The sequence below is a fragment of the Malaciobacter mytili LMG 24559 genome (assembly GCF_003346775.1).
In the GTDB taxonomy this organism is placed as follows: domain Bacteria; phylum Campylobacterota; class Campylobacteria; order Campylobacterales; family Arcobacteraceae; genus Malaciobacter; species Malaciobacter mytili.
On record NZ_CP031219.1, the window covers coordinates 799236 to 819987 of the forward strand.

The following is a 20752-nucleotide window of genomic DNA, read 5'->3' on the forward strand; positions in this document are numbered from 1 at the left end:
TTTTTATCTTTTTAATTTGAAATTAGTTTTTTATTTATATGAGAAATAGAACTAAATTTTTCACCATTTAAAACTTTTGTAATTCTATGAATATATATTTTACTAATATATGGATTGAACTTTGAGTTTGTATCTAAACTTTTAAAAAGTTCTAAAGCTTTATCAAGTTGTCTTTCTTGGTATAAATTTACAGCTTTTTCAAAAAGTTCAATTTCTTGTTTTTCTTCAGGTTTTGGTAAACCTTCTTTAAAAACTTCATAAATTTTAAAAGCTTCTTTTGTTCCATCAATTAAGATAGTATCAATATATCTTAATGTGTAATCTTTTTTTAAATTTTCTTTTACACTTTGAGAGATAATGCAAGAGGCTTTATAAAATTTACAAACTTGTTCTAAAATAGCAGCTTTATTTACTTCTTTTCCTATTGCTGTATAATCATTTCTATCATCAGCACCCATTTCTCCCACATATGAAATACCACTATTAATTCCAATTCTAATTTGAATTAAAGGTAAAGCATTTTTTAAATATTCTTGATTTAGGTTTTTTAAATATTCCAACTGCTTTAAAGCAGAACTTAATGCTAAGTCTTGATGATTTTTAACATTATTTGGAGCATTCCAATAAGCCATTATTGAATCTCCTATAAATTTATCAACTGTTCCTTTATTTTGCATTATTATTTTTGTCATAGGATTCATATATAAATTTAAATAGTTAGTAAGTTTATCTGGGTTGTCAATTTTATTGGTAATTTTAGTAAAACCTATAATATCAGAAAAAAATATAGTAATCTCTTTTTTCTTAGTAGTAAAATGTAAAGAACTATCACTTTTTAATAAATCATTCATTACATCTTTTGAAACTTTTGCAGCAAATTTATTTTTAATAGTTTTTAACTCTTTTCTCTCTTTTAAAAATATTAAAACTGAAGTTATAAAATATATAAAGATTAAAGTTATAAATACATATCCAGCATCTATTATTAATCCTTTTTTATAAAATAAATACCATAAAGTTAAAGTAAAAGTTAAAAATGAAATAAAAGCAAAAAGAGTAGTAATTAAAAAATTGCTAAAAAATATAGAACTTAAAACTACTGCAATAGTAAAAAATAAAAAAGCAATAATAAGATTTTTTTCCCAAATTGGTTCATAAACAAACTTTTTAGTTAAGATATTTTCTAAAATTGTTGCTTGAATTTGTGTACTTGTTAGATATTGATTTAAAGGAGTTTTATTTAAATTTACTATTCCTGAAGCTGAACTTCCTATTAACACTATTTTATTATTTAAAATCTCATTTAAATCTTTTTTATTTTCAAATATATCAATAAAAGAGATACTATTAAAAAATTCAAGATTATAGTAGTTTATATTTATTAAGGCATTATTATCAATGGGAATTGAGAAATCATTAAAAACGATTTTATTTATTCCTACTGTACAATCTTCAATTCTTACTTCTTTTAACTTATAAAAAGTTCTAGCAATTTCTAAAGCTAAAGAAGGATATAACTGATTGTTATAAGAGATAAGTAAGGGCATTTTTCTAATTGTTCCAAAAATATCAGGTGTTGAGTTTAAAAAACCACTAGAATTTCCACTATCTTGAATAATAGGAATATTTAAATTTATATCCTTTGCCTCTAAAAGTTCTAATTGTACTTCTTTTACTGGATGGTATATTGCTGGAATATATGGAGTTTCAAAATTTACAATTTCTAGTTCTTTATTTAAAAATTGGTATCCTAAAACAATTGGAAATTTTGATTGTTCAATACTTGAAGCAAAAATTTTATCATAATTGGGAATATCTTGCATATCTAAATCTAGTTTTTCTAAAAGTTTAGAAGGAGAGCTTCTATCCTCTTCTGAAAAAACTATATCTATTCCTAATGTTTTAATATTATATTGTTGTAGATTATTTATAAGTTTTGCAACTATATCTCTTGACCAAGGCCATTGACCTAATTTATTTATACTTTTATCATCAATATCAATAATAACTACATTTTTACTTTTTTCACTACTATTTTTAAAAATATATAATAAATCTTCAATTTGATTATCTACTATTTTTAATAAATTAGGTTGTTTAATATAGATAAAAACAATACTACTAAAGATTAAAACTAACATAAATAGATATTTAATAATATTTTTCATAGGACAAATGTTAGCTAAAAAATGTTAATATAAATTTAAATAACTACAGGGAGTTTTTCTTTGAAAATAATATTTTTATCTCTTTTTCTATTATTTAATATATTTGCAAAAGAAGTAGGAAAAGTTGAAAAAGTTATAGTAGATGAAGAAGAAAAACTTGTTGCTTTAGTTCAAAGGGATAATGAAGTTCTAAACTTAAAAGATGTGGGCTTTGTTGTTCATCAAAATGATATTATTAAAACTTACAAAAAATCAAAATTAAAAATTAGATTTTTAGATGATACTATTATTTATATAGGTCCTAAAACTACTTTAGAAATTGCAAAATATTATTATGATAAAGAAAATAAAGAAAATAATGCAACAAACTTAAAAATTTTAAATGGTTCTTTTAGATTAAAAACTGGGAAAATTGGAGAATTGGCTCCTGAACAATTTAAAATTGATACAAAATTCTCTGTGATAGGAATAAGAGGATGAAAAAATCTTTTTTATTAATTACAATATTGATAAATTTTTTACAAGCGGCAGTTATTGTAGGTGATCAAAATAAAATTTCTACATTAGATGGTCAAATAAGTGTAACTTCAAATGGTGCAACAAGAGATTTAAATACTGGACAAGTTGTAGATATAGCAGAAGATAAAGAACCAAGTGAAGTTAGAAATTTACAAAAAAATGAATTGAATAATATTTTAAAAGATACTACAACTAAAGATTTAAGTAAAAAAATAAATATTAGAGTTGGGCTTTTTACAAAAGATGAAGCTTTATTCAGATACAAAGAGTTAAAAAAATATTTTGATCCTAAAAGTATAGTTATAAAAAGAAATGGGGAAAACTATCTTATGACTATTGAAGATGTAAGATATAATTATGCTCAAAAAGTATTCCCTCAAATAAAAAAGTATTTAAGGAAATAGATGAAAAAAGCTACAAAAGCTGATATTGAAATAATTAAAAAAGCCTTTGTTGAAACCTATTCAGGTGCAGTTACAGAGTTAAATTATACAAATGATTATGAATTATTAATTGCAATTATTTTAAGTGCTCAATGTACTGATAAAAGAGTAAATATAATAACTCCTGCACTTTTTGAAAAATATCCAGATGTTTTTGCTTTAGCTGATGCAAACTTAGAAGATGTAAAAGAGCTTCTAAAAACTTGTTCTTTTTTTAATAATAAAGCAAAAAATATTATAAAAATGGCACAAAGTGTAATTGCAAATTATGATGGAAATATTCCACATAATCAAAAAGAGCTTGTAAAACTTGCAGGAGTAGGAAATAAAACAGCAAATGTATTTATGATTGAGTTTGAGGGTGCAAATTTGATGGCTGTTGATACTCATGTTTTTAGAGTTTCTCATAGACTTGGACTTTCATATGAAAAAACTGTTGAAAAAACAGAAGCTGAACTTGTAAAAAAACTAAAAGATGATTTACATATTTTTCATCAAGCTATGGTACTTTTTGGAAGATATACTTGTAAAGCTTTAAATCCTGATTGTGATAATTGTCTTTTCCCTCATATTTGTAAAACTAAACAATCTTTTAAACCTGCATAAAAAATAAAAGTGGTTGAATATAAACTACTTTTATTATTTAAAGAAAAATTAACAATTAATTAACAGCTTAATAATAAAATTTCCAAAAATTATAAAGGGAAATAATGAAAAAAATAGTAACACTATCTTTAGTTACGGTTGCATTATTAAGTGCAAATGAGCAAGTTACTTTAGACTCTATTATTATAAAAGAAAATTTACAATCAAAAATTGTAAATGATGTAAGTAATGAAAATCTAAAATCTGCTGATTTAGCTGAAGCATTAACAAAAAATATTCCATCTGTTTCATTAGTTAGAAGAAGTGGTATTGCAAATGATATTATCTTAAGGGGACAAAAAAAAGATAATATAAATATCTTAATTGATAATGCTAAAATTTATGGTGCATGTCCAAATAGAATGGATCCAGCTACTTCTCATGTCTTATCAAATAATATACAAAGTGTTGAAGTAAAAGAAGGTCCTTTTGATGTGGAAAATTTTGGAACATTAAGTGGAGTTGTAAAGGTTAATACTAAAAAACCTAAAGAGGGAATAAATGGGGATATTAATATAAACTATGGAAGTTTTGGTTATAGTAAATACTCTGCAACTGTAAGTGGTGGAACAAAAAATATAAAAGCATTAATCTCAGCTTCAACTGAAAGTAGTGATCAATATGAAGATGGGAATGGAAATACATTAGCCCAACAATTAGATAATAAAGCAAAAAGCAATGATCAAAAATATGCAAATGATTATAAAGATATGGATGCATATAAAAAGAAAACTTTTATGACAAAGTTATATTTTAATTTAACTGATAATCAAGAGATAAACTTTTCATATACAGCAAATAGAAGTGATAATATTTTATATCCAAATAGTGGGATGGATGCTATATATGATGATTCTGATATTTATACATTAAACTATATTGCAAATGATTTATCAAGCTTTTCTAAAAGATTAGAATTTAATACATACTATTCAAAAGTAGATCATCCTATGGCAACAACATATAGAAATAACGGTGCTTTAAAAATGACAAATCATATGAAATCAAAAATTAAAGGTGCTAAGCTTCAAAATGATACTGAGATTTTACAAGGAATTTTAACTTTAGGCTTAGATACAAGTAAAAGAACTTGGGAAGGTGAATATAGTAATAAAATAAAACCTTATATAAGAGATAGTATTAGTAAAACAGATACTAAAAATAAAGCTTTTTTTGCAAAATACAATAAAGATATAGGAAACTTAAATTTAGAACTTGCAACTAGATATGATAGAACAGATATTACTACTCAAGCAAATGCAAAAAATAATGATTATAATTCATTAAATGGTTATTTATTAGGAACTTATAAAATTGATGAGAGCCTTAATATTTTTGCTGCACTTGGTAAATCAAGTAGAGTACCAGATGCAAGGGAATTATATTTTGTAAGTAGTACAGGTTCTGTTGTAGGAACTGAAGATTTAAAACAAACAAAAAATTATGAGTTTGATTTAGGTTTTGAAAAAATTATAGGTGATTTTAAAGTTAAAACAAAATTTTTCTATTCTGATTTAAAAGATTATATTGCTTTTAATAATTCAAAAACAACAAATAAATTTGAAAATGTTGATGCAAAAATTTATGGATTTGAAGTAAGTGGAGAATACCTAGCAAGTGAAGAACTTACTTTTGATTATGGTTTAGCTTATCAAAAAGGTAAAAAAGATAAAGCATTAAGCGGTCAAACAGATAAAGACTTAGCAGAAATCCCACCATTAAAAGCAAATCTTGGTGTAAATTATGAAAAAGGTATAAATAGAATTAGAGGTGAAGTTGTTGCTGCTAAGGCTTGGAGTAGTATAGATAGTGATAATGGTGAACAAGATATTGGTGGATATGCGGTTGCAAATTTAAAATATGAAAATAGATATATTAAAAATACTGTATTAACAATTGGAGTTGATAATATCTTTGATAAAACATATGCTACAAGTAATACTTATAAAGATTTAACATTAGTTACAGCAAATAGTGATGAGGTGATGTTATTAAATGAACCTGGAAGATATGTATATTTTAACTTAAAATATAGTTTTTAATAAACTAAAAGAGGAACTCCTCTTTTAGTCAAAATCCATAATTACTTGAGTTTGTCCTGTACTTCCAAACTCAATATCTATTAATCTTGCTAATTCTTTAAAATCAATTCCTTCAACAGTTTTTAGTGTTTTTAAAATCTGTTTTTTACCTGTTTGAAGCTCTTTTGACTTTATTCCATGGGAAATTGAAAGACTAGCTTCTATAAAAGCTGAAAGCTTATCACACTGCTTTAAAGCTTCCCCATCTATTGCATTATATTTATCAAGATTATATTTACTTACTTCTTCAACAATTTGTATTTTTTCATTATTATATACTTTATTTAAAAATTCATCTTTTTTATTATTATCATAAAGTCCAAGTAAATATGAAAACTCCTCTTTTATATCTTCTGGAATAAAAGGTAAAATTTCATCTTCAATTTTTATAATTTCATACTCTGCAATAATATCTGATAACTCATCAACACTATATTTTACAGGGGAGATTATATCTCTTGTTAAAGCTTCTGGCAAATCATGAAAAAGTGCTGTAAAAAAATTGTTTTGAAGTCTTTTTTCACAAGCATTTACTTCAATAGAATAAAAATATCCAAAAATTGCAACAGTTAGCATATGTCCTAATACAGAAGTTTCAGGAATTCTTGGTGTTTGAGCCCATCTTTTTTGAAATCTTAATCTTCCACTTAAATCAATAATTCTTGAAAGTTTTTTATTTAAAGCTATTTTTCTAACACCTATTAACTCATAATAGTCTTCTATTTCATCTTCAACACTTCTTTTAACATTTTCAATATCTGTTAAAAATTTTGAAGTTTGATAAACAATAGAAAATTCCCATTTAGTTGCTAAATATGAAGCAGCTTTTAGTATAAATCTCTCTTTTTTATACATAGATGTATCATTTAAATACTCTTCAAATTTTCTTAAAAACTTACCATTTTCTATTGGTTCAAGGGAGTCTTTTAATTTTTCAATAACCCAAGAGTTTATCTCTTTTGATTTTTTTTGAATAGCTTTTCTAAATACATCAGGCCTAATATCTGTTACAACTATTCTTCTTAAAAATTCAAAAATACCTGCTTCTATTAGGTGTGTATAGTTTATATCTTTTTCTAGTTTTGCTATAAAGTATGCAATTATAAATTTATGTGCTTGCTTATCTAGTTCTACTAGTTCTACCATTCGTGGATAATCATTCCATCTTTGAATAGATGCAGATGAAAAAATATAATCAATAATCTTTGGATTTATCATTATTTATCCTTTTTTTCTTCATCATTGGAAAAGAACATCATTTTTTTTCCTAGCATCATTAAAGATACAATTACAAACATCATTAAATATACTTGCCAGTCTTGCATTTTTTTCCTTTTTAGCAGTTTTTAAATTATCCCATAACATTGATAAATTGGTGCTTAGAACTAAATTTTTTAATTTTTGATGCAAAATGAAAAAATAGGAGTATAATTCCGCAAATTTTATTAAGGATAAAGAAAAAAATGTCAACATTGACAGTAAATAATTACACATTAAAACACTTTGATTTAAAAGCAAAAGAGGTAATGACACATTACTTAAAACAGATTAATGTAGATGTAAGTGATTATACTTTTGCAGGTAATTATATTTGGTTATCAACTGCAACTGGATTTTATACAATTGTAAATGATACTTTTTGTCTATTTATATTAAGTTCAGGAGAACTTTCTATGCTATTGCCTCCAATTGGAACAAAACAGAATACATATGAGGCAATATTAAAATGTTTTGAAATTATGAACTCACATAATAGTAATAGAAATTATTCTAAAATAGAGTATGTGCATGAAAATATACTTGAAGAGTTTGTTGATTATTTAGAAGAGGGTACTTTAATATATGAGATGTTAAAGGATTTTATTATTGAGAAAAAACTTGTAGATTATATTTATAAAGCTGAGGATTTAATAGAATTAAAAGGTGATTCATATAAATCAAAAAGAAATGAAATAAATAAGTTTAAAAAAATCTATCCAGATTTTAGAATAGAGATTTTAGATAAACAAAAACATTCAAGTGATGTTATGAACTTATTTAATAAATGGGTAAAAGATAGAACAACTTATATGCCAAAAGAAGAAGTTGAAATTTTCTTAGATGGTATTTATTTTGAAAGATTTGCCATTAAAAGATTAATAAATGACTATGAAAATTTAGATGTTATAGGTTTAGTTATTTATATAAATGATGAAATAAAAGGCTTTACAGTTGGTGAAAAAATAAATGAACAAACTGCAAGTGTAATTATAGAAAAAACAGATTTTGAGATTTTAGGATGTGCTCAATATATATTTAGAGAATTTACAAAAATTTTAAAAGATAAATATAATGTTGAATATATAAATGTTGGTGATGATATGGGATTTGAAAATCTTAAAAAAGTTAAAATGTCATATAGACCTTATAAATTAGTTCCAAAATATACAATTTATCAAAAATGATACAAGTAGCCACAATAAAAGATATTAAACCTCTTTTTAGCATAGAACAAGAGGTTTTTAAACAAGAGGTATTTGCTTTAAGTCTAAACTCTTTTCGATACCATTTAAAAAGAAATACTATTTTTAAATTGGAAATTGATAAAAAAATAGTTGGATATTGTTTATGGCTTAAAAGAAAAGAGTATTATAGACTTTATTCTTTTGCAATTTTGCAAGAGTTTCAAGGAAGAGGTTTTGCTTCGCAACTTTTAGAGTTTTCAATTAATAATTTAAATAAAAGTAAATTTGAATTGGAAGTTAGAGTATCTAATAAAAATGCTATAAAACTTTATGAAAAATTTGGATTTAAAATAGTTAAAACTTTAGAAAATTATTATGAAAATGAAGATGGTTATAAGATGGTAAGAGTATAGGAGTTTCCTATACTCTACAGCTTCCCATTTTACCTAAGGCATTTATTTTTTCTACTCTTCCTTCATGTCTTCCACCTTCAAAAGAGGCTTTGTCCCAAGTATCAATTATAGCTTCAATCATTCCATATCCACTAACTCTCTCACCTAGACAAATTACATTTGCATCATTATGTTCTCTTGCCATTTTAGCTGAATATTCATTGTGGCATAAAGCTGCTCTAATTCCATCAAATTTATTTGCAGCCATTGACATCCCAATACCTGAACCACAAATTAAAATACCTTTGCTTCCTTTATTTGCAAGAACCTCTGTACAAACTTTTGCTGCAAAATCTGGATAATCAACTCTATCTTTACTATTTGGACCTAAGTCAATTACTTCATGACCTTTTGCTTCAAATAGCTCTTTTACATATTTTTTAATATCTATACCTGCATGATCTGCTGCTATAAAATATTTCATTAATAAATCCCCTCTTTATGATTAATATCAATCTCTTTACCTATTAAATCTTCTTCAATAGACTCAACAGTGCTAAATACTCTGTCCCATCTAATTTTTTTATTTTCATCCCAAGAAAAGTAAATAAACCAAGGAGTACCTACTATATGTTTATATTCAACAGTTCCCCAAAATCTTGAGTCATTAGAGTGGTCTCTATTATCACCCATCATAAAATATTCACCCTCAGGAATTTTTATTGGTAACATATTAAATAGTTCACTAGGATATAATCCATTATTTATAACATTAGGGTCATTATGAATACCAGGGTGATTTTTTGCATAAGGGTTTATAACCCAAAGTTTATCATCAGATTCAATAATTTGCTCTTTTGAATAATTTTTTCTTACATATTCATTACCCTCTTTAGGGTGTAAAATAAGATTTTTATTTTGAATTAAAATTAAATCTCCACCAGTTGCTACTAATCTTTTTACATAATGAATTGAATCATCTTTTGGGTATCTAAATACTACAATATCCCCACGCTTTGGTTTTTCACCTTCTATTAGATGTCCATTATTATTAAAATCAGGTAAAATAGGTATTTCTAGCCAAGGAATTCTAGGAGTTGGGATTCCATATGAAAATTTTTTTACAAAAAGCATATCTCCAATTAGTAGAGTATTTTTCATACTTCCACTAGGAATAACAAAAGCTTGTGCAACAAAAAATATAATCCCTAATACAATAATAATTGTACCAGTCCAAGAACTAGCCCAATTGTATGCTTTTTTAATCATTTAGTTTACTTTCTTCTCTTAATTTTGCAGCTTTAATAGTATTTTTTAATAGCATTGCAATAGTCATTGGACCAACTCCACCTGGAACTGGAGTGATATATGAACACTTAGGTGCTACTTTTTCATAATCCACATCACCAACAAGTTTACCACTATCTAGCCTATTAATGCCTATATCTACTACAATAGCCCCATCTTTTACCATATCTTCAGTTATTAAATTTACTTTTCCTACACCAACACAAATAATATCAGCTTTTAAAGTATGCTCTTTTAAATTTTTAGTATAAATATGGCAAGTTGTAACTGTTGCATTTGCATTTAATAAAAGTGTACTCATAGGTTTTCCTACAATATTACTTGCACCAACTACACATACATCTTTACCTTGTGGGTCAATATTATACTCTTTTAGTAATTCCATTACTCCATATGGTGTTGCTGGAATAAATGAATCTAAGCCTAAGTTCATTCTTCCTGTATTGTAAGCATGGAAACCATCAACATCTTTTTTAGGAGCAATAGCTTCTAAAATTGCAGTTGTATCAACATGTTTTGGTAATGGTAATTGAACTAAAATACCATCAATATTAGGATTTTTATTCATCATTGCTAAAATTTCTAAGATTTTATCTTGAGAAATTGTATCTGGCATTTCATGAACAATTGAATATATACCTGCTTCTTTACAAGCTTTACTTTTCATATTAACGTATGCTGCACTAGCTGGGTCAGAACCTACTAATACAACCGCAAGACCTGGAGTTACACCTTTTTCTTTTTGAAGTTTTACAACATCAGCTTTTACTTCTTCTTTTATTTTATTAGATAATGCTTTTCCATCAAGTATAGTCATGGGAATTAAACCTTATATATGTTTTAATTTTAGGTTGATATAATATCAAAAATACTTTTACACAAAGGTTAAGTTTGAAAATAGGGCTTTTGCTGCTTTTTTTTATAAATACACTCTTTTCATTTGAAGATGATAACTCTTTTATTACTAAATATGAATATGGTGCAATGTTATATAATAACCCCCGTGGAATAGGGTGCAATAAATGCCATGGAAATGGCAAAAAAAGTGTAACAATTGCAAAATATAGGGATAAAAAAGGTGCTTTAAAAACAATTGTTGCACCACCAATTAATAAAGTAAAATTTGAAGATTTTAAATCAAAACTTAAATCTGATAAAACTGAATCTTTAATAATGCCCACATATTTTTTAACTGATGAAGAATTAACTTCACTTTACTATTATATAACTAAAGTAAAATAGCTATTTTACTTAAAGCAAATATTAATATTGACTTAAGTATAATGCGCAACTTATTTTAAAACAAAGGAAATGCTTATGTTAGAGGGTATCGTTAGAGATAGTATGACAAAACAAGCAACTAAATCTTTAAGAAGAGATGGTTTCTTAATTGCAAATATCTATGGAAAAGGTTTAGAAAACGTTCACGCTGCGTTTAAAACAAATGAATTTATTAAATTCTTAAAAAATAAAACTACAGTTGCATTTGATGTAAATGTTGGTGGAAATGTTTTAAAAGTTGTAGTACAAGAATATCAAAAATGTCCAATCACTTCTGATTTATTACATGTTGATTTAATGGTTGCACAACCAGGTGTTAAAGCAACTTATTATGTTCCAGTAAATGGTATTGGTACTCCAAAAGGTTTAAAAAACAAAGGTCTTTTTGTTTACCATAAAAAAAGAGTTCCAGTTAAAACTACTATTGAGAACTTACCAGAGTCTTTTGAATTAACTATTGATCATTTAGATACAGGTGATAATATTTTAGTAAGAGATTTAGTATTACCAGAAGGTGTACAATGTTTCTTAGACCCAAGAGTACCTGTTGTTGGTGTAATTAAAGCTAAGTAATTTTAATATGCTAATAGTAGGTCTTGGTAATATTGGGGATAAATACGTATTAACAAGACACAATATAGGGTTTATGATCATCGATGAGATGATCAAAAACCTTAAAACTTCTTCTATAAACAAATCAAACTTTAAAGCTGACGTTTATAAATCTTCTTATGACTTATTTGTTAAGCCTAAAACTTATATGAATCTTTCAGGTGAAGCAGTAATTGCAATTAAAAATTATTATAAAATAGAAAATGAAGAAATTATTGTTATTCATGATGATTTAGATTTACCTTTTGGAACTGTAAAGTTTAAAATTGGTGGAGGACATGGAGGTCATAATGGTCTTAAATCATTGGATTGTCACATTGGAAAGGATTATATAAGAGTTAGAGTTGGTATTGGAAAACCAGAAAACAAAGAAGATGTTGCAAATTATGTTTTAAGTAACTTTTCAAAAGAGGAATTAAATAGATTAAAGGATATAATACCTCATACTATCAAAGCAATAGAAGCACTTAAAGTTGAATCTATTAATGAAGTAAAATCTAAATTCACATTGAAGTAATAATGAGCATTTTAACAAAATACATTTTGCAAAAATATTTAAAAAGTTTTTTAATTGTTTTAGTATCTTTACAACTATTTTTTGTGGGAATTGATTTCTTTCAAAATGCAAAAAATCTACCAGATTCTGCAAACTTACAATTACTATATCTTTTTTATAATAGTTTTTTTACCCTAACATTAACATTGCCATTATCATTGGTTTTTGGGTGGATTTTAACTTTAGTTATACTAATTAAAGGCAATGAATTAGTTGCCTTAGTCTCTTTAGGTGTTAGCAAAAATAAAATATATTCTCCTGTTTTTAAAATCTCTTTTTTATTAATTGTAGTTTTAATAGGACTACAATCTACACCTTTGGCATACTCATATGAAGAAAAAAGTAGAATTTTGGATAATGAATATTTTATTAGTTCAAAATCTGATATTTTTTTAAAGTACAATAATTATTATATTTATTTTCAAAAGCTTTATCCATTAGAGCAAAGAGCTGAAAATATACATATTTATAATGTTTCAAATGAAGATATTGTAGAAAGTATAGTTGCAAAGAAAGCATATTTTCAAAATAATAAGTGGTATATTATAGATGCAAAAATTCTTCAAAAACCACAAGAAATTGATTTTAATTCTTCAAAAATTGAAATAAGATATGAAAAATTTCTAAATACTTTAGAAGGTTTTAAACCTAAGATTTTAAATAATGTTTATGAATCAAGATCAACTTTTTCAATTATTGATGCAGTATCTGCTTTATTACTTTTAAAAGAGCAAAATATAAATACTGATAAGATTAGAGCAGCTTTATATTATGAATTAATCGTATCATTTTTTATTTTACCTTTGATGATGTTAATTTTTATATATTCTTCATTAAATAGTAGATTTTTCAATGTTGGAAAGTTTGTATCTTTGTCAATCTTTTTTACTTTAATAATTTGGGGACTTTTCTTTTTATTGCATAAATTCTCAAATAGTGGAATAATTATTCCTGAGATATCATTATTGTTACCAATGTTTTTATGGTTTATGATATCATATATTATTTATAGAAAAAAAATATCATATTAAGGTAGGCAAATTTAATGAAAAAAAAATCTGATAAAGCTTATGGGGTTGCTTTATATAAGATTGAAAATAAAAAGATAAAAATCCTACTGTGTAAATCTGTGAAAAGTAAAGATAGATGGGGATTTTTAAAAGGTGTAATGCAAACTGGTGAAACTCCTGCACAATGTGCAAAAAGAGAGTTTTTTGAAGAGTCAAGTATAAGTGTAGATATCTCTTTATTTGAAGAGTATTTTGAACAAAAAAATAGTGAGAAAGATATTGGTGTTTGGCTTGCAAATGCTAAAAATATCAAAGGTTTAGATAAATATTTTACAGAGGATAGATTACTTGATAAGTATTTATCTTGGGAAAACTCAAAAGTTAAATTTTTTACTTTAAATGAGCTTCCAGAAATTAAGAAAAAGCAAAAAATTCTTATTTATAAAATCAAGGATTTTTTAAAAAATAAGAATCAATTCCATTAGCAATACCTTTTGCTAATAATTCTTGATAATATCTATTATATAATCTTTTACTCTCTTTTGGATGTGAAATATATCCAACTTCTATTAAAATTGAGGGCATTTGAGCCCCTACAAGTACCCAAAATGGTCCTTCTCTAACTCCACCATCAACAACATCTTTATATTTTTTTTGTAAAGAATAAAGCATATTTTGTTGTACATCAATAGCTAGTTTATTTGAAGCAGTGATTTTACTTTGATTTAATACCATTAAAAAAGACTCTTGTGTAGCATCACTCATAGTTCGAATATCACTTTGATTCTCTTTTGCCGCAACTCTTTTTGCTCTTTCACTTCTTGCAGGGCTTAAGAAAAATGTCTCAATTCCATGTATTGTATGAGCTTTACTTTTTGGTACTGAGTTTGCATGAATAGAAAGGAAAATATCAGCATTTTTATTATTTGCTAATACAGTTCTATTTCTTACTTTTATAAATCTATCATTGTTTCTTGTAATATATACTTCATAACCTTTTTGTTTTAAAATATTATATAAATATTTTCCTATTGATAGAACAACTGTTTTTTCATATTTATCTCCAGGTCCAACTGCACCTGCATCTTTTCCACCATGCCCTGCATCAATTACAACAATTTTCTTTTTATATTTATTAATACTTAAGGCTATATCTTTTGGTACATTTTTACTTGTAGTTTTTGAAGTAGTAGTTGTTGTTTTATTTACTATATTATTAGTTGTATTTTGTATTGTTGGAAATTTGATAATTATTCTTTTATTATTTATAATATATATTGGTTTTAAACTATTTTTATTTTTTACTTTAATTTGTAAAAGATTTGTCTGCTTTTGTAGTACATATATTCTATTTATATTTGTTAATTCTAATTTTGTAGGTTCAGCATCTTTAAAAGAGCCTTTTAAATTAAATAAGTAGTAGTTTGCATATTTTGTTTTTTCTATTTCATAATTAATATGATTTTTACTTACTTGATGATAAAAATCAATAATTATCATATTATCTTTTGTATAGACTTTTTCAATAGTATATTTTGAAGATTCTATGGAAGTAATTTGAGGTTTTGGCTCTTGTTTTTTTGGTTTAATTTCAGGAAGAGTTTTTTTATCTTGCTGTTTTTTAGTTAGTTTTAAAAGTTCATTTTCATATTTTGAAGTATTGATATTTAATTGTTTACCCAATGAGATAATTTTTTTTAGATGACTAATCTCTAAAGCAGTATCATTTTTTAATACTGCCCTTAGATAACTCATTCTAAGAGAGTTATATTCTTCTTGTAAGTTTTTATTTGAAGCATTTAAAAAGCTTATACAAAGTAATAAAACTAAGAATATATTTTTTAAAATAACTATTCTCCCTTAGTAAGTTTTTCTATTAACTCATGTACAGAAATGATTTTATCAATTTTATAACCATTTGATCCTGTAAAAAACAGTCCTGTGTCAATATCTCCTTGATATGCTGCACCTAATCTATCTGCAATACAATATCCTACAATTTTAGCTTCTGTTCCTCTATTACAAGGAGCAACGCAATTTGAAATACAAGTAACTTTTGGTGCAGTTTTATCTTCTATTGAAGTTTGAAGTTTTGTCATAACTGCTCGTGCAGGAAGACCAACTGGTGATTTCATAAGTTTTATATCTTCTTCTTTAGCTTCAAGTAAAACTTTTTTCATGTTCATATCAGCATCACATTCAAAAGTTCCAATAAATCTTGTAGCCATTTGAACTCCAGCACATCCCATTGCTAAAAATTTATCAATATCATTTTTATCCCAAATTCCTCCAGCAGCAATAATAGGAATATCTTCTCCCCATTTTTTTGCTTCTTCAATTACAGGAGCAATAATATTTTCTAATTGATACTCTTCTTGGAAACATTGTTCATAAGTAAAGCCTTGATGACCTCCTGATTTAGGACCTTCTACAATAATAGCATCAGGTAACTTATTATATCTTTGCCATTTTTTACAAATTAGTTTTAAAGCTCTTGCACTAGAAACAATTGGTACAAGTGCAACATCAGGAAAATCTTTTGTAAATTCAGGCATATTTGTAGGAAGTCCAGCCCCAGTAATAATTATATTAATTCCTGCTTCACAGGCATCTTTTACAATTCTTCCATAATCATTGCAAGCATATAAAATATTACAAGCTAGTGGGGCATCTCCACAAATTTTTCTTGCATTATTAATAATAGCAGTTAATGCTTCTTTTGAGTAAAAATTCATTACATCAACAGGTTTATCTTTTTTAGTTCTAATATTAAAATCTTCACTTTTATAATAACCTGTTCCAACTCCTGAAATAACTCCTAAGGCTCCCTCTTTACTAACACTTCCAGCTAGTTTATCCCAACTTATTCCAACACCCATTCCTCCTTGGATTATTGGATGCTTTATTTCATATTTTCCTATTCTCAATACTAGCCCTTTATTTTATTATTATTCTTGCAAAATTCTTTTTACCTTTTTGTAAAATAAATTCTCCAGATTTTAAATTAAGTTTATCATCAGTTACTTTTTCTTGATTGATTTTAACTGCACCAGCAACTATATCTCTTCTTGCTTGTGAAGTAGAAGCAACTAGTTTTGCATCAACCAAAGCTTGACATAGCCAAATTCCATTTTCCATTTCAAATTCAGGCATCTCTGATGGTATATCTTTTTTAGCAAAAACTTTTTCAAACTCTTCTTTTGCTTTTATTCCCATTCCAAGACCATGGTATCTATCAACTATTTCCATAGCTAATTCTTCTTTTACCTTTTTAGGATGTAAAGTACCATTTTCAACACCAGTTTTTAACTCTTGAATTTCTTGTAGTGATTTTGAAGATAATAATTCATAATATCTCCACATTAATTCATCAGAAATTGAAAGTGTTTTACCAAACATATCATTTGGTTCATCTGTTACACCAATATAGTTTCCTAATGATTTAGACATTTTTTGTACACCATCTAAACCTTCTAATAAAGGCATCATTAATACTGCTTGTTGTTTTTTACAATTATAAGCTTTTTGTAATGTTCTTCCCATTAATAGGTTGAATTTTTGATCAGTTCCACCCATTTCTATATCAGTATTCATAGCTACTGAATCATACCCTTGAAGTAATGGATAGATAAATTCACTTACTGCTATTGGAGTATTTGAAGCATATCTTTTTGAAAAATCATCTCTTTCAAGCATTCTTGCAACAGTTAAGTTTGATGCAAGAGCAATAAGCCCCCCAGTTCCAAGTTGGCTTAACCATTGGCTATTAAACATTACTTTTGTTTTTTCTGGGTCTAAGATTTTAAATACTTGTTCTTTATATGTTTCTGCATTTTTTAAAACTTGTTCACTACTTAAAACTTTTCTTGTTTCACTTTTCCCTGTAGGATCACCTATTGTTGCTGTAAAATCTCCAATTAAAAACTGTACAATAGCACCATATTTTTGAAAAGTTGCCATTTTCTGAATAAGTACAGTATGTCCTAAATGCAAATCAGGTGCTGTTGGGTCAAACCCAGCTTTAACATAGAAGTTTTCACCTTTTTCAAAGAAATTTTTAATAAGTTTTTCAATTGCTTCTATATCAATAATTTCAGCGCATCCTCTTTGTATTTCAGCCAATGCGTTTTTAATTTTTTCTTCCATAATTCCTCTTTACTTCTTATTTAGTGTATGCATCTTTTTTTGAAAAAAACTCAATTACTTTTGCTTGTTTTTCTATAATTTTTCTTACTTCTTCCACATTTGAGATATTTATTTCAAATTCAATATCACAATATTGCCTATAAGAGTGTTTTTCTCTTCCATAATCAACACTTAAAATATAACCTTCATATTTAGACATATATATTAAAAGTCTTGCTAATTCTCCTCTTGTGTTTGGTAAAGATACTACCATTTTATATGGATATAGGGTATCTTTTGTCCATTTAGTAAAGAGCATACTTTGTTTTGATTTAATTTTTTTATATGCTTTATCACACATTTTATGGTGAATTATAGCTTTATTTCCATCTTTAAAAGCTACTATATCATCTCCAAATTTTGGATGACAACAGTGGTCAAATGATACAGAATTTATACTAAAATTTGAATATATTAAAATATTATCAAATTTATATTTCTTTAAATTGCTAGCTAAAATCTTAAATCTAGTAACAAATCCATGTTCTCTTATCATATTTGTTTCAATTTGTTTTTTAATATTTCTTAAAAAATCTAAGTTATTTACTACTTTATGTAGTGAATCAAAATGATAAGTTTTTGTTATTTCTTGAGTATATCTACTAAAAATACTATCAATAATATTTTTACCACTTAGTTCATTTAACTCTTTTTGTCTATGTGAGCATAAAAGTTTTATTTGTTTTTTTGCTCTATTTGTTTTTACCATATCCATCCAAGAACATCTTGGAATTGCCTCTTTGGATGTTTTAATAGAGACAATATCTGAACTTTTAAGTTCTGTTAAAAGTGGTTTTTTAATTTTATTTATATAACATTCATAAGCATTTTTACCAACATCTGTATGAACAGCATATGCAAAGTCATAAGCTGTTGAGCCCCTTGGAAGATTAAATGTATCTCCGTGAGGGGAATAAACAACTATTTCATCTGAATATAAATCATCTTTTGTATCTGCATAAAACTCTTCAATATTTTCATTTGAAAACTCTAAAGATTTTAACCAGTTTAAATTAGGACCATTTTTTGCACCACTTTTATATTTCCAATGGGCTGCAATACCATATTCAGCAATTTTATGCATTTCAAAAGTTCTAATTTGAACTTCATAAATTTTAGAATTATAAAAAACAGTTGTATGAATAGTTCTATAACCATTCTCTTTAGGTGTTGAAACATAATCTTTAAATCTTGAAATTAAAGGTTTATAAGCAAGATGTAAATGTCCTAAAACTTTATAACAATCTATTTCTTCAGGAACTAAAACCCTAATAGCAAGCAAATCAAGAACTTCATCAATATTAACACCTTTTCTTTGCATTTTTAAATAGATAGAATAGTGGTGTTTTATCCTACTTAAGATTTTAATTTTAGAAGAGTCATAACCATTTTTTTCTAAAATATTTTTTGTATTTGTAATAAAGTTATTAAAAGTTAATTGTATTGCATGTTGATGTTCTTGAATAAAATCATCAATTTTCTTGTATTCTTGTGGATAAATATAAAAAAAAGCCAAATCCTCAAGATGATTTTTAAGTGTAGAAATTCCAAGTCGATGTGCTATTGGAACATAAACAACAAGTGTTTCTTCAGAAATTCTTTTTTGTTTATTTGCAGGTAGTGCACTTAAAGTTAGCATATTATGTAATCTATCACATAGTTTTACTAATAATACTCTTACATCATCAATAGAAGCAATTAACATTTTTCTAAAAGTCATTGCTGCACTTATTGTTTTTGTATCTGTAGTTGTTGAAGCTGAAGAAAATTCGTGTTCTCTTATCTCTACAATTTTAGTAAGACCATCTACCATATGGGCAATATCTTCACCCCAATTATCTTTTACAAAATTTAAATCATATGCTGTATCTTCTACTACATCATGTAAAAGTGAAGTTGCAATAACTGCTTCATCTGGACTAAAATAAGCAGTGATAGTGGCAACTAATAAGGGATGTACGCAGTAAGGTTCTCCACTTTTTCTAAATTGATTTTCATGTGCTTTAATAGTAAAATCAATTATTTCTTGAAGTTTAGGAGTAATCTTTGTATGTTTTTTAAGTTCATTAATAGCATCTTCAATAGTATTGATGCTTTGTATTCTTTGTATAAATGGATCCATGGGCTCTACAAATTAATTATAAAAGCAAAAAGCTTTTATAATTAGTCGTCTTTTTCTACTAAACCTTCAATAACTAATAGTCCATTTGCAATTTCATCAATTGCAATATCAGTATATTTCATGTTTTGAGTATTTTGTTCTAATAATGGCTTTGCACCTTTGCTTAATTCATCTGCTCTTTGTCCAACAGCTACTGATAAAATATATCTATCATTATTTACTTTTTCTAAAGCTTTTGCCATTCTTTCTTCTAATCTTAACATTCAAATTCCTTTTTATTTTACAATTGAACATTTACTTAAATCACCATTTATGATTTTAAGTAAATTACCTTTTTCACTCATATCAGCAACAACAATTGGAAGTTTATTATCTTTCGCTAATGCAATAGCTGTATCATCCATAACTTTAATATGGTCTTCTAATGCTTTATCATAAGAGATAGTATCAAGTTTAACTGCATCAGGATATTTCATAGGATCTTTATCATAAATACCATCTACTTTTGTAGCTTTAATTAGCATACATGCGTTGATTTCTGTTGCTCTTAATGTAGCAGCTGTATCAGTTGTAAAATATGGATTTCCTGTCCCTGCACTAAAAATTACAACTCTATTTTTTTCAAAGTGTCTCATTGCTTTTCTTACAATATATGGTTCTGCAATTTGTTCCATTTTAATTGCAGTTTGTAATCTAGCATTTAACCCTTTATGCTCAAGTGCTTCTTGCATAGCAACACCATTAATTACTGTTGCTAACATTCCCATATAATCTGCACTTGTTCTTTTAATAATACCATCAGCAGCAGCCGTAACACCTCTAATAATATTACCCCCACCAATAACGATACCAACTTCTATACCATTATCCACTAATTCTTTTATTTCTTCTGCGATATAGTCCAAAATTTGAGTATCTATACCGTAACCTTCTTCACCAGCTAATGCTTCACCAGAAAATTTAACAAGTACTCTTTTATTCATCGA

Annotated in this window: 22 protein-coding genes; 11 read left to right on the top strand and 11 right to left on the bottom strand. The window is 26.3% G+C overall.

Annotated elements, in window-relative coordinates; translation table 11 throughout:
• Window positions 1–11: 11 nt before the first annotated feature.
• A complete protein-coding gene (locus tag AMYT_RS04120) occupies window positions 12–2168 on the bottom strand; it encodes a CHASE2 domain-containing protein (protein ID WP_114841291.1) in 2157 nt (718 codons plus the stop codon).
• A 60-nt stretch (window positions 2169–2228) separates the two neighbouring features.
• Here AMYT_RS04120 and AMYT_RS04125 point away from each other — a divergent pair, with 60 nt between their 5' ends.
• The 4 genes from AMYT_RS04125 (at window position 2229) to AMYT_RS04140 (ending at window position 5817) form a co-directional block, all read left to right on the top strand.
• Window positions 2229–2648: a FecR family protein gene (locus AMYT_RS04125; protein ID WP_162919466.1), complete on the top strand. Its 420-nt coding sequence runs from the start codon at window positions 2229–2231 to the stop codon at window positions 2646–2648.
• Window positions 2645–3091 carry a hypothetical protein gene (locus AMYT_RS04130; RefSeq protein WP_114841293.1) on the top strand — a complete coding sequence of 149 codons (447 nt, stop codon included), beginning with the start codon at window positions 2645–2647 and terminating at the stop codon, window positions 3089–3091. The genes AMYT_RS04125 and AMYT_RS04130 overlap by 4 nt, the downstream gene beginning before the upstream one ends.
• Window positions 3092–3736 carry an endonuclease III gene (gene nth, locus AMYT_RS04135; RefSeq protein WP_114841294.1) on the top strand — a complete coding sequence of 215 codons (645 nt, stop codon included), beginning with the start codon at window positions 3092–3094 and terminating at the stop codon, window positions 3734–3736.
• Between the two features lie 104 nt (window positions 3737–3840).
• Window positions 3841–5817, top strand: a complete 1977-nt coding sequence (locus AMYT_RS04140; protein ID WP_114841295.1) for a TonB-dependent receptor — start codon at window positions 3841–3843, stop codon at window positions 5815–5817.
• Window positions 5818–5841: 24 nt separating this feature from the next.
• On the opposite strand, the gene AMYT_RS04145 is transcribed toward AMYT_RS04140, so the two are convergent.
• On the bottom strand, window positions 5842–7074 hold the full coding sequence (locus AMYT_RS04145; protein ID WP_114841296.1) for an HD domain-containing protein: 1233 nt from the start codon (window positions 7072–7074) through the stop codon (window positions 5842–5844).
• Between the two features lie 245 nt (window positions 7075–7319).
• On the opposite strand from AMYT_RS04145, the gene AMYT_RS04150 reads away from it, so the two are divergent.
• Both AMYT_RS04150 and AMYT_RS04155 read left to right on the top strand, forming a co-directional pair.
• Window positions 7320–8300 (top strand): DUF2156 domain-containing protein, encoded by a 981-nt coding sequence (locus tag AMYT_RS04150; RefSeq protein WP_114841297.1) that lies wholly within the window; start codon window positions 7320–7322, stop codon window positions 8298–8300.
• The gene (locus AMYT_RS04155; RefSeq protein WP_114841298.1) at window positions 8297–8713 is read left to right on the top strand and encodes a GNAT family N-acetyltransferase; all 417 of its coding nucleotides are present in this window, start codon (window positions 8297–8299) and stop codon (window positions 8711–8713) included. The genes AMYT_RS04150 and AMYT_RS04155 overlap by 4 nt, the downstream gene beginning before the upstream one ends.
• A 7-nt stretch (window positions 8714–8720) precedes the next feature.
• Here the strand turns inward: AMYT_RS04155 and rpiB are convergent, their stop codons facing one another.
• Genes rpiB through folD form a run of 3 tightly spaced genes read right to left on the bottom strand, consistent with a single transcriptional unit; the run spans window position 8721 to window position 10817 of the window.
• The gene (rpiB, locus tag AMYT_RS04160; RefSeq protein ID WP_114841299.1) at window positions 8721–9176 is read right to left on the bottom strand and encodes a ribose 5-phosphate isomerase B; all 456 of its coding nucleotides are present in this window, start codon (window positions 9174–9176) and stop codon (window positions 8721–8723) included.
• The gene (gene lepB / locus AMYT_RS04165) at window positions 9176–9961 is read right to left on the bottom strand and encodes a signal peptidase I (RefSeq protein WP_114841300.1); all 786 of its coding nucleotides are present in this window, start codon (window positions 9959–9961) and stop codon (window positions 9176–9178) included. The genes rpiB and lepB overlap by 1 nt, the downstream gene beginning before the upstream one ends.
• A complete protein-coding gene (folD, locus tag AMYT_RS04170; protein WP_114841301.1) occupies window positions 9954–10817 on the bottom strand; it encodes a bifunctional methylenetetrahydrofolate dehydrogenase/methenyltetrahydrofolate cyclohydrolase FolD in 864 nt (287 codons plus the stop codon). The genes lepB and folD overlap by 8 nt, the downstream gene beginning before the upstream one ends.
• A gap of 74 nt (window positions 10818–10891) precedes the next feature.
• Here folD and AMYT_RS04175 point away from each other — a divergent pair, with 74 nt between their 5' ends.
• The 5 genes from AMYT_RS04175 (at window position 10892) to AMYT_RS04195 (ending at window position 13944) form a co-directional block, all read left to right on the top strand.
• The gene (locus tag AMYT_RS04175; RefSeq protein ID WP_228197894.1) at window positions 10892–11242 is read left to right on the top strand and encodes a hypothetical protein; all 351 of its coding nucleotides are present in this window, start codon (window positions 10892–10894) and stop codon (window positions 11240–11242) included.
• A gap of 75 nt (window positions 11243–11317) precedes the next feature.
• Window positions 11318–11854, top strand: coding sequence for a 50S ribosomal protein L25/general stress protein Ctc (locus AMYT_RS04180; protein WP_114841302.1), 537 nt, complete (start codon window positions 11318–11320; stop codon window positions 11852–11854).
• Between the two features lie 7 nt (window positions 11855–11861).
• Entirely contained in the window at window positions 11862–12410 is a 549-nt protein-coding gene (pth, locus tag AMYT_RS04185; RefSeq protein WP_114841303.1) for an aminoacyl-tRNA hydrolase, read from the top strand.
• 2 nt (window positions 12411–12412) lie between these two features.
• A complete protein-coding gene (locus AMYT_RS04190) occupies window positions 12413–13480 on the top strand; it encodes an LptF/LptG family permease (protein ID WP_114841304.1) in 1068 nt (355 codons plus the stop codon).
• A gap of 14 nt (window positions 13481–13494) precedes the next feature.
• Entirely contained in the window at window positions 13495–13944 is a 450-nt protein-coding gene (locus AMYT_RS04195) for an NUDIX domain-containing protein (protein ID WP_114841305.1), read from the top strand.
• Here AMYT_RS04195 and AMYT_RS04200 read toward each other — a convergent pair.
• The 6 genes from AMYT_RS04200 to pyrH form a co-directional block, all read right to left on the bottom strand.
• Window positions 13907–15214 carry an N-acetylmuramoyl-L-alanine amidase family protein gene (locus tag AMYT_RS04200; RefSeq protein ID WP_114841306.1) on the bottom strand — a complete coding sequence of 436 codons (1308 nt, stop codon included), beginning with the start codon at window positions 15212–15214 and terminating at the stop codon, window positions 13907–13909. The genes AMYT_RS04195 and AMYT_RS04200 overlap by 38 nt on opposite strands.
• A 95-nt stretch (window positions 15215–15309) precedes the next feature.
• Window positions 15310–16386, bottom strand: coding sequence for a nitronate monooxygenase (locus tag AMYT_RS04205; protein WP_114841307.1), 1077 nt, complete (start codon window positions 16384–16386; stop codon window positions 15310–15312).
• A 10-nt stretch (window positions 16387–16396) separates the two neighbouring features.
• Window positions 16397–17605 carry a tyrosine--tRNA ligase gene (gene tyrS / locus AMYT_RS04210; RefSeq protein WP_114841308.1) on the bottom strand — a complete coding sequence of 403 codons (1209 nt, stop codon included), beginning with the start codon at window positions 17603–17605 and terminating at the stop codon, window positions 16397–16399.
• Between the two features lie 16 nt (window positions 17606–17621).
• The gene (locus AMYT_RS04215) at window positions 17622–19766 is read right to left on the bottom strand and encodes a RelA/SpoT family protein (RefSeq protein WP_114841309.1); all 2145 of its coding nucleotides are present in this window, start codon (window positions 19764–19766) and stop codon (window positions 17622–17624) included.
• Between the two features lie 41 nt (window positions 19767–19807).
• Window positions 19808–20029 (bottom strand): DNA-directed RNA polymerase subunit omega, encoded by a 222-nt coding sequence (locus AMYT_RS04220; RefSeq protein WP_114841310.1) that lies wholly within the window; start codon window positions 20027–20029, stop codon window positions 19808–19810.
• A gap of 12 nt (window positions 20030–20041) precedes the next feature.
• Window positions 20042–20749, bottom strand: coding sequence for a UMP kinase (gene pyrH / locus AMYT_RS04225; protein WP_114841311.1), 708 nt, complete (start codon window positions 20747–20749; stop codon window positions 20042–20044).
• Window positions 20750–20752: the final 3 nt, after the last annotated feature.

Coding starts and splice junctions, on each gene's coding strand:
- AMYT_RS04120 (WP_114841291.1), bottom strand. CDS start 2,168: ATGAAAAATATTATTAAATATCTATTTATGTTAGTTTTAATCTTTAGT.
- AMYT_RS04130 (WP_114841293.1), top strand. CDS start 2,645: ATGAAAAAATCTTTTTTATTAATTACAATATTGATAAATTTTTTACAA.
- nth (WP_114841294.1), top strand. CDS start 3,092: ATGAAAAAAGCTACAAAAGCTGATATTGAAATAATTAAAAAAGCCTTT.
- AMYT_RS04140 (WP_114841295.1), top strand. CDS start 3,841: ATGAAAAAAATAGTAACACTATCTTTAGTTACGGTTGCATTATTAAGT.
- AMYT_RS04145 (WP_114841296.1), bottom strand. CDS start 7,074: ATGATAAATCCAAAGATTATTGATTATATTTTTTCATCTGCATCTATT.
- AMYT_RS04150 (WP_114841297.1), top strand. CDS start 7,320: ATGTCAACATTGACAGTAAATAATTACACATTAAAACACTTTGATTTA.
- AMYT_RS04155 (WP_114841298.1), top strand. CDS start 8,297: ATGATACAAGTAGCCACAATAAAAGATATTAAACCTCTTTTTAGCATA.
- rpiB (WP_114841299.1), bottom strand. CDS start 9,176: ATGAAATATTTTATAGCAGCAGATCATGCAGGTATAGATATTAAAAAA.
- lepB (WP_114841300.1), bottom strand. CDS start 9,961: ATGATTAAAAAAGCATACAATTGGGCTAGTTCTTGGACTGGTACAATT.
- folD (WP_114841301.1), bottom strand. CDS start 10,817: ATGACTATACTTGATGGAAAAGCATTATCTAATAAAATAAAAGAAGAA.
- AMYT_RS04180 (WP_114841302.1), top strand. CDS start 11,318: ATGTTAGAGGGTATCGTTAGAGATAGTATGACAAAACAAGCAACTAAA.
- pth (WP_114841303.1), top strand. CDS start 11,862: ATGCTAATAGTAGGTCTTGGTAATATTGGGGATAAATACGTATTAACA.
- AMYT_RS04190 (WP_114841304.1), top strand. CDS start 12,413: ATGAGCATTTTAACAAAATACATTTTGCAAAAATATTTAAAAAGTTTT.
- AMYT_RS04195 (WP_114841305.1), top strand. CDS start 13,495: ATGAAAAAAAAATCTGATAAAGCTTATGGGGTTGCTTTATATAAGATT.
- AMYT_RS04200 (WP_114841306.1), bottom strand. CDS start 15,214: ATGAGTTATCTAAGGGCAGTATTAAAAAATGATACTGCTTTAGAGATT.
- tyrS (WP_114841308.1), bottom strand. CDS start 17,605: ATGGAAGAAAAAATTAAAAACGCATTGGCTGAAATACAAAGAGGATGC.
- AMYT_RS04215 (WP_114841309.1), bottom strand. CDS start 19,766: ATGGATCCATTTATACAAAGAATACAAAGCATCAATACTATTGAAGAT.
- AMYT_RS04220 (WP_114841310.1), bottom strand. CDS start 20,029: ATGTTAAGATTAGAAGAAAGAATGGCAAAAGCTTTAGAAAAAGTAAAT.
- pyrH (WP_114841311.1), bottom strand. CDS start 20,749: ATGAATAAAAGAGTACTTGTTAAATTTTCTGGTGAAGCATTAGCTGGT.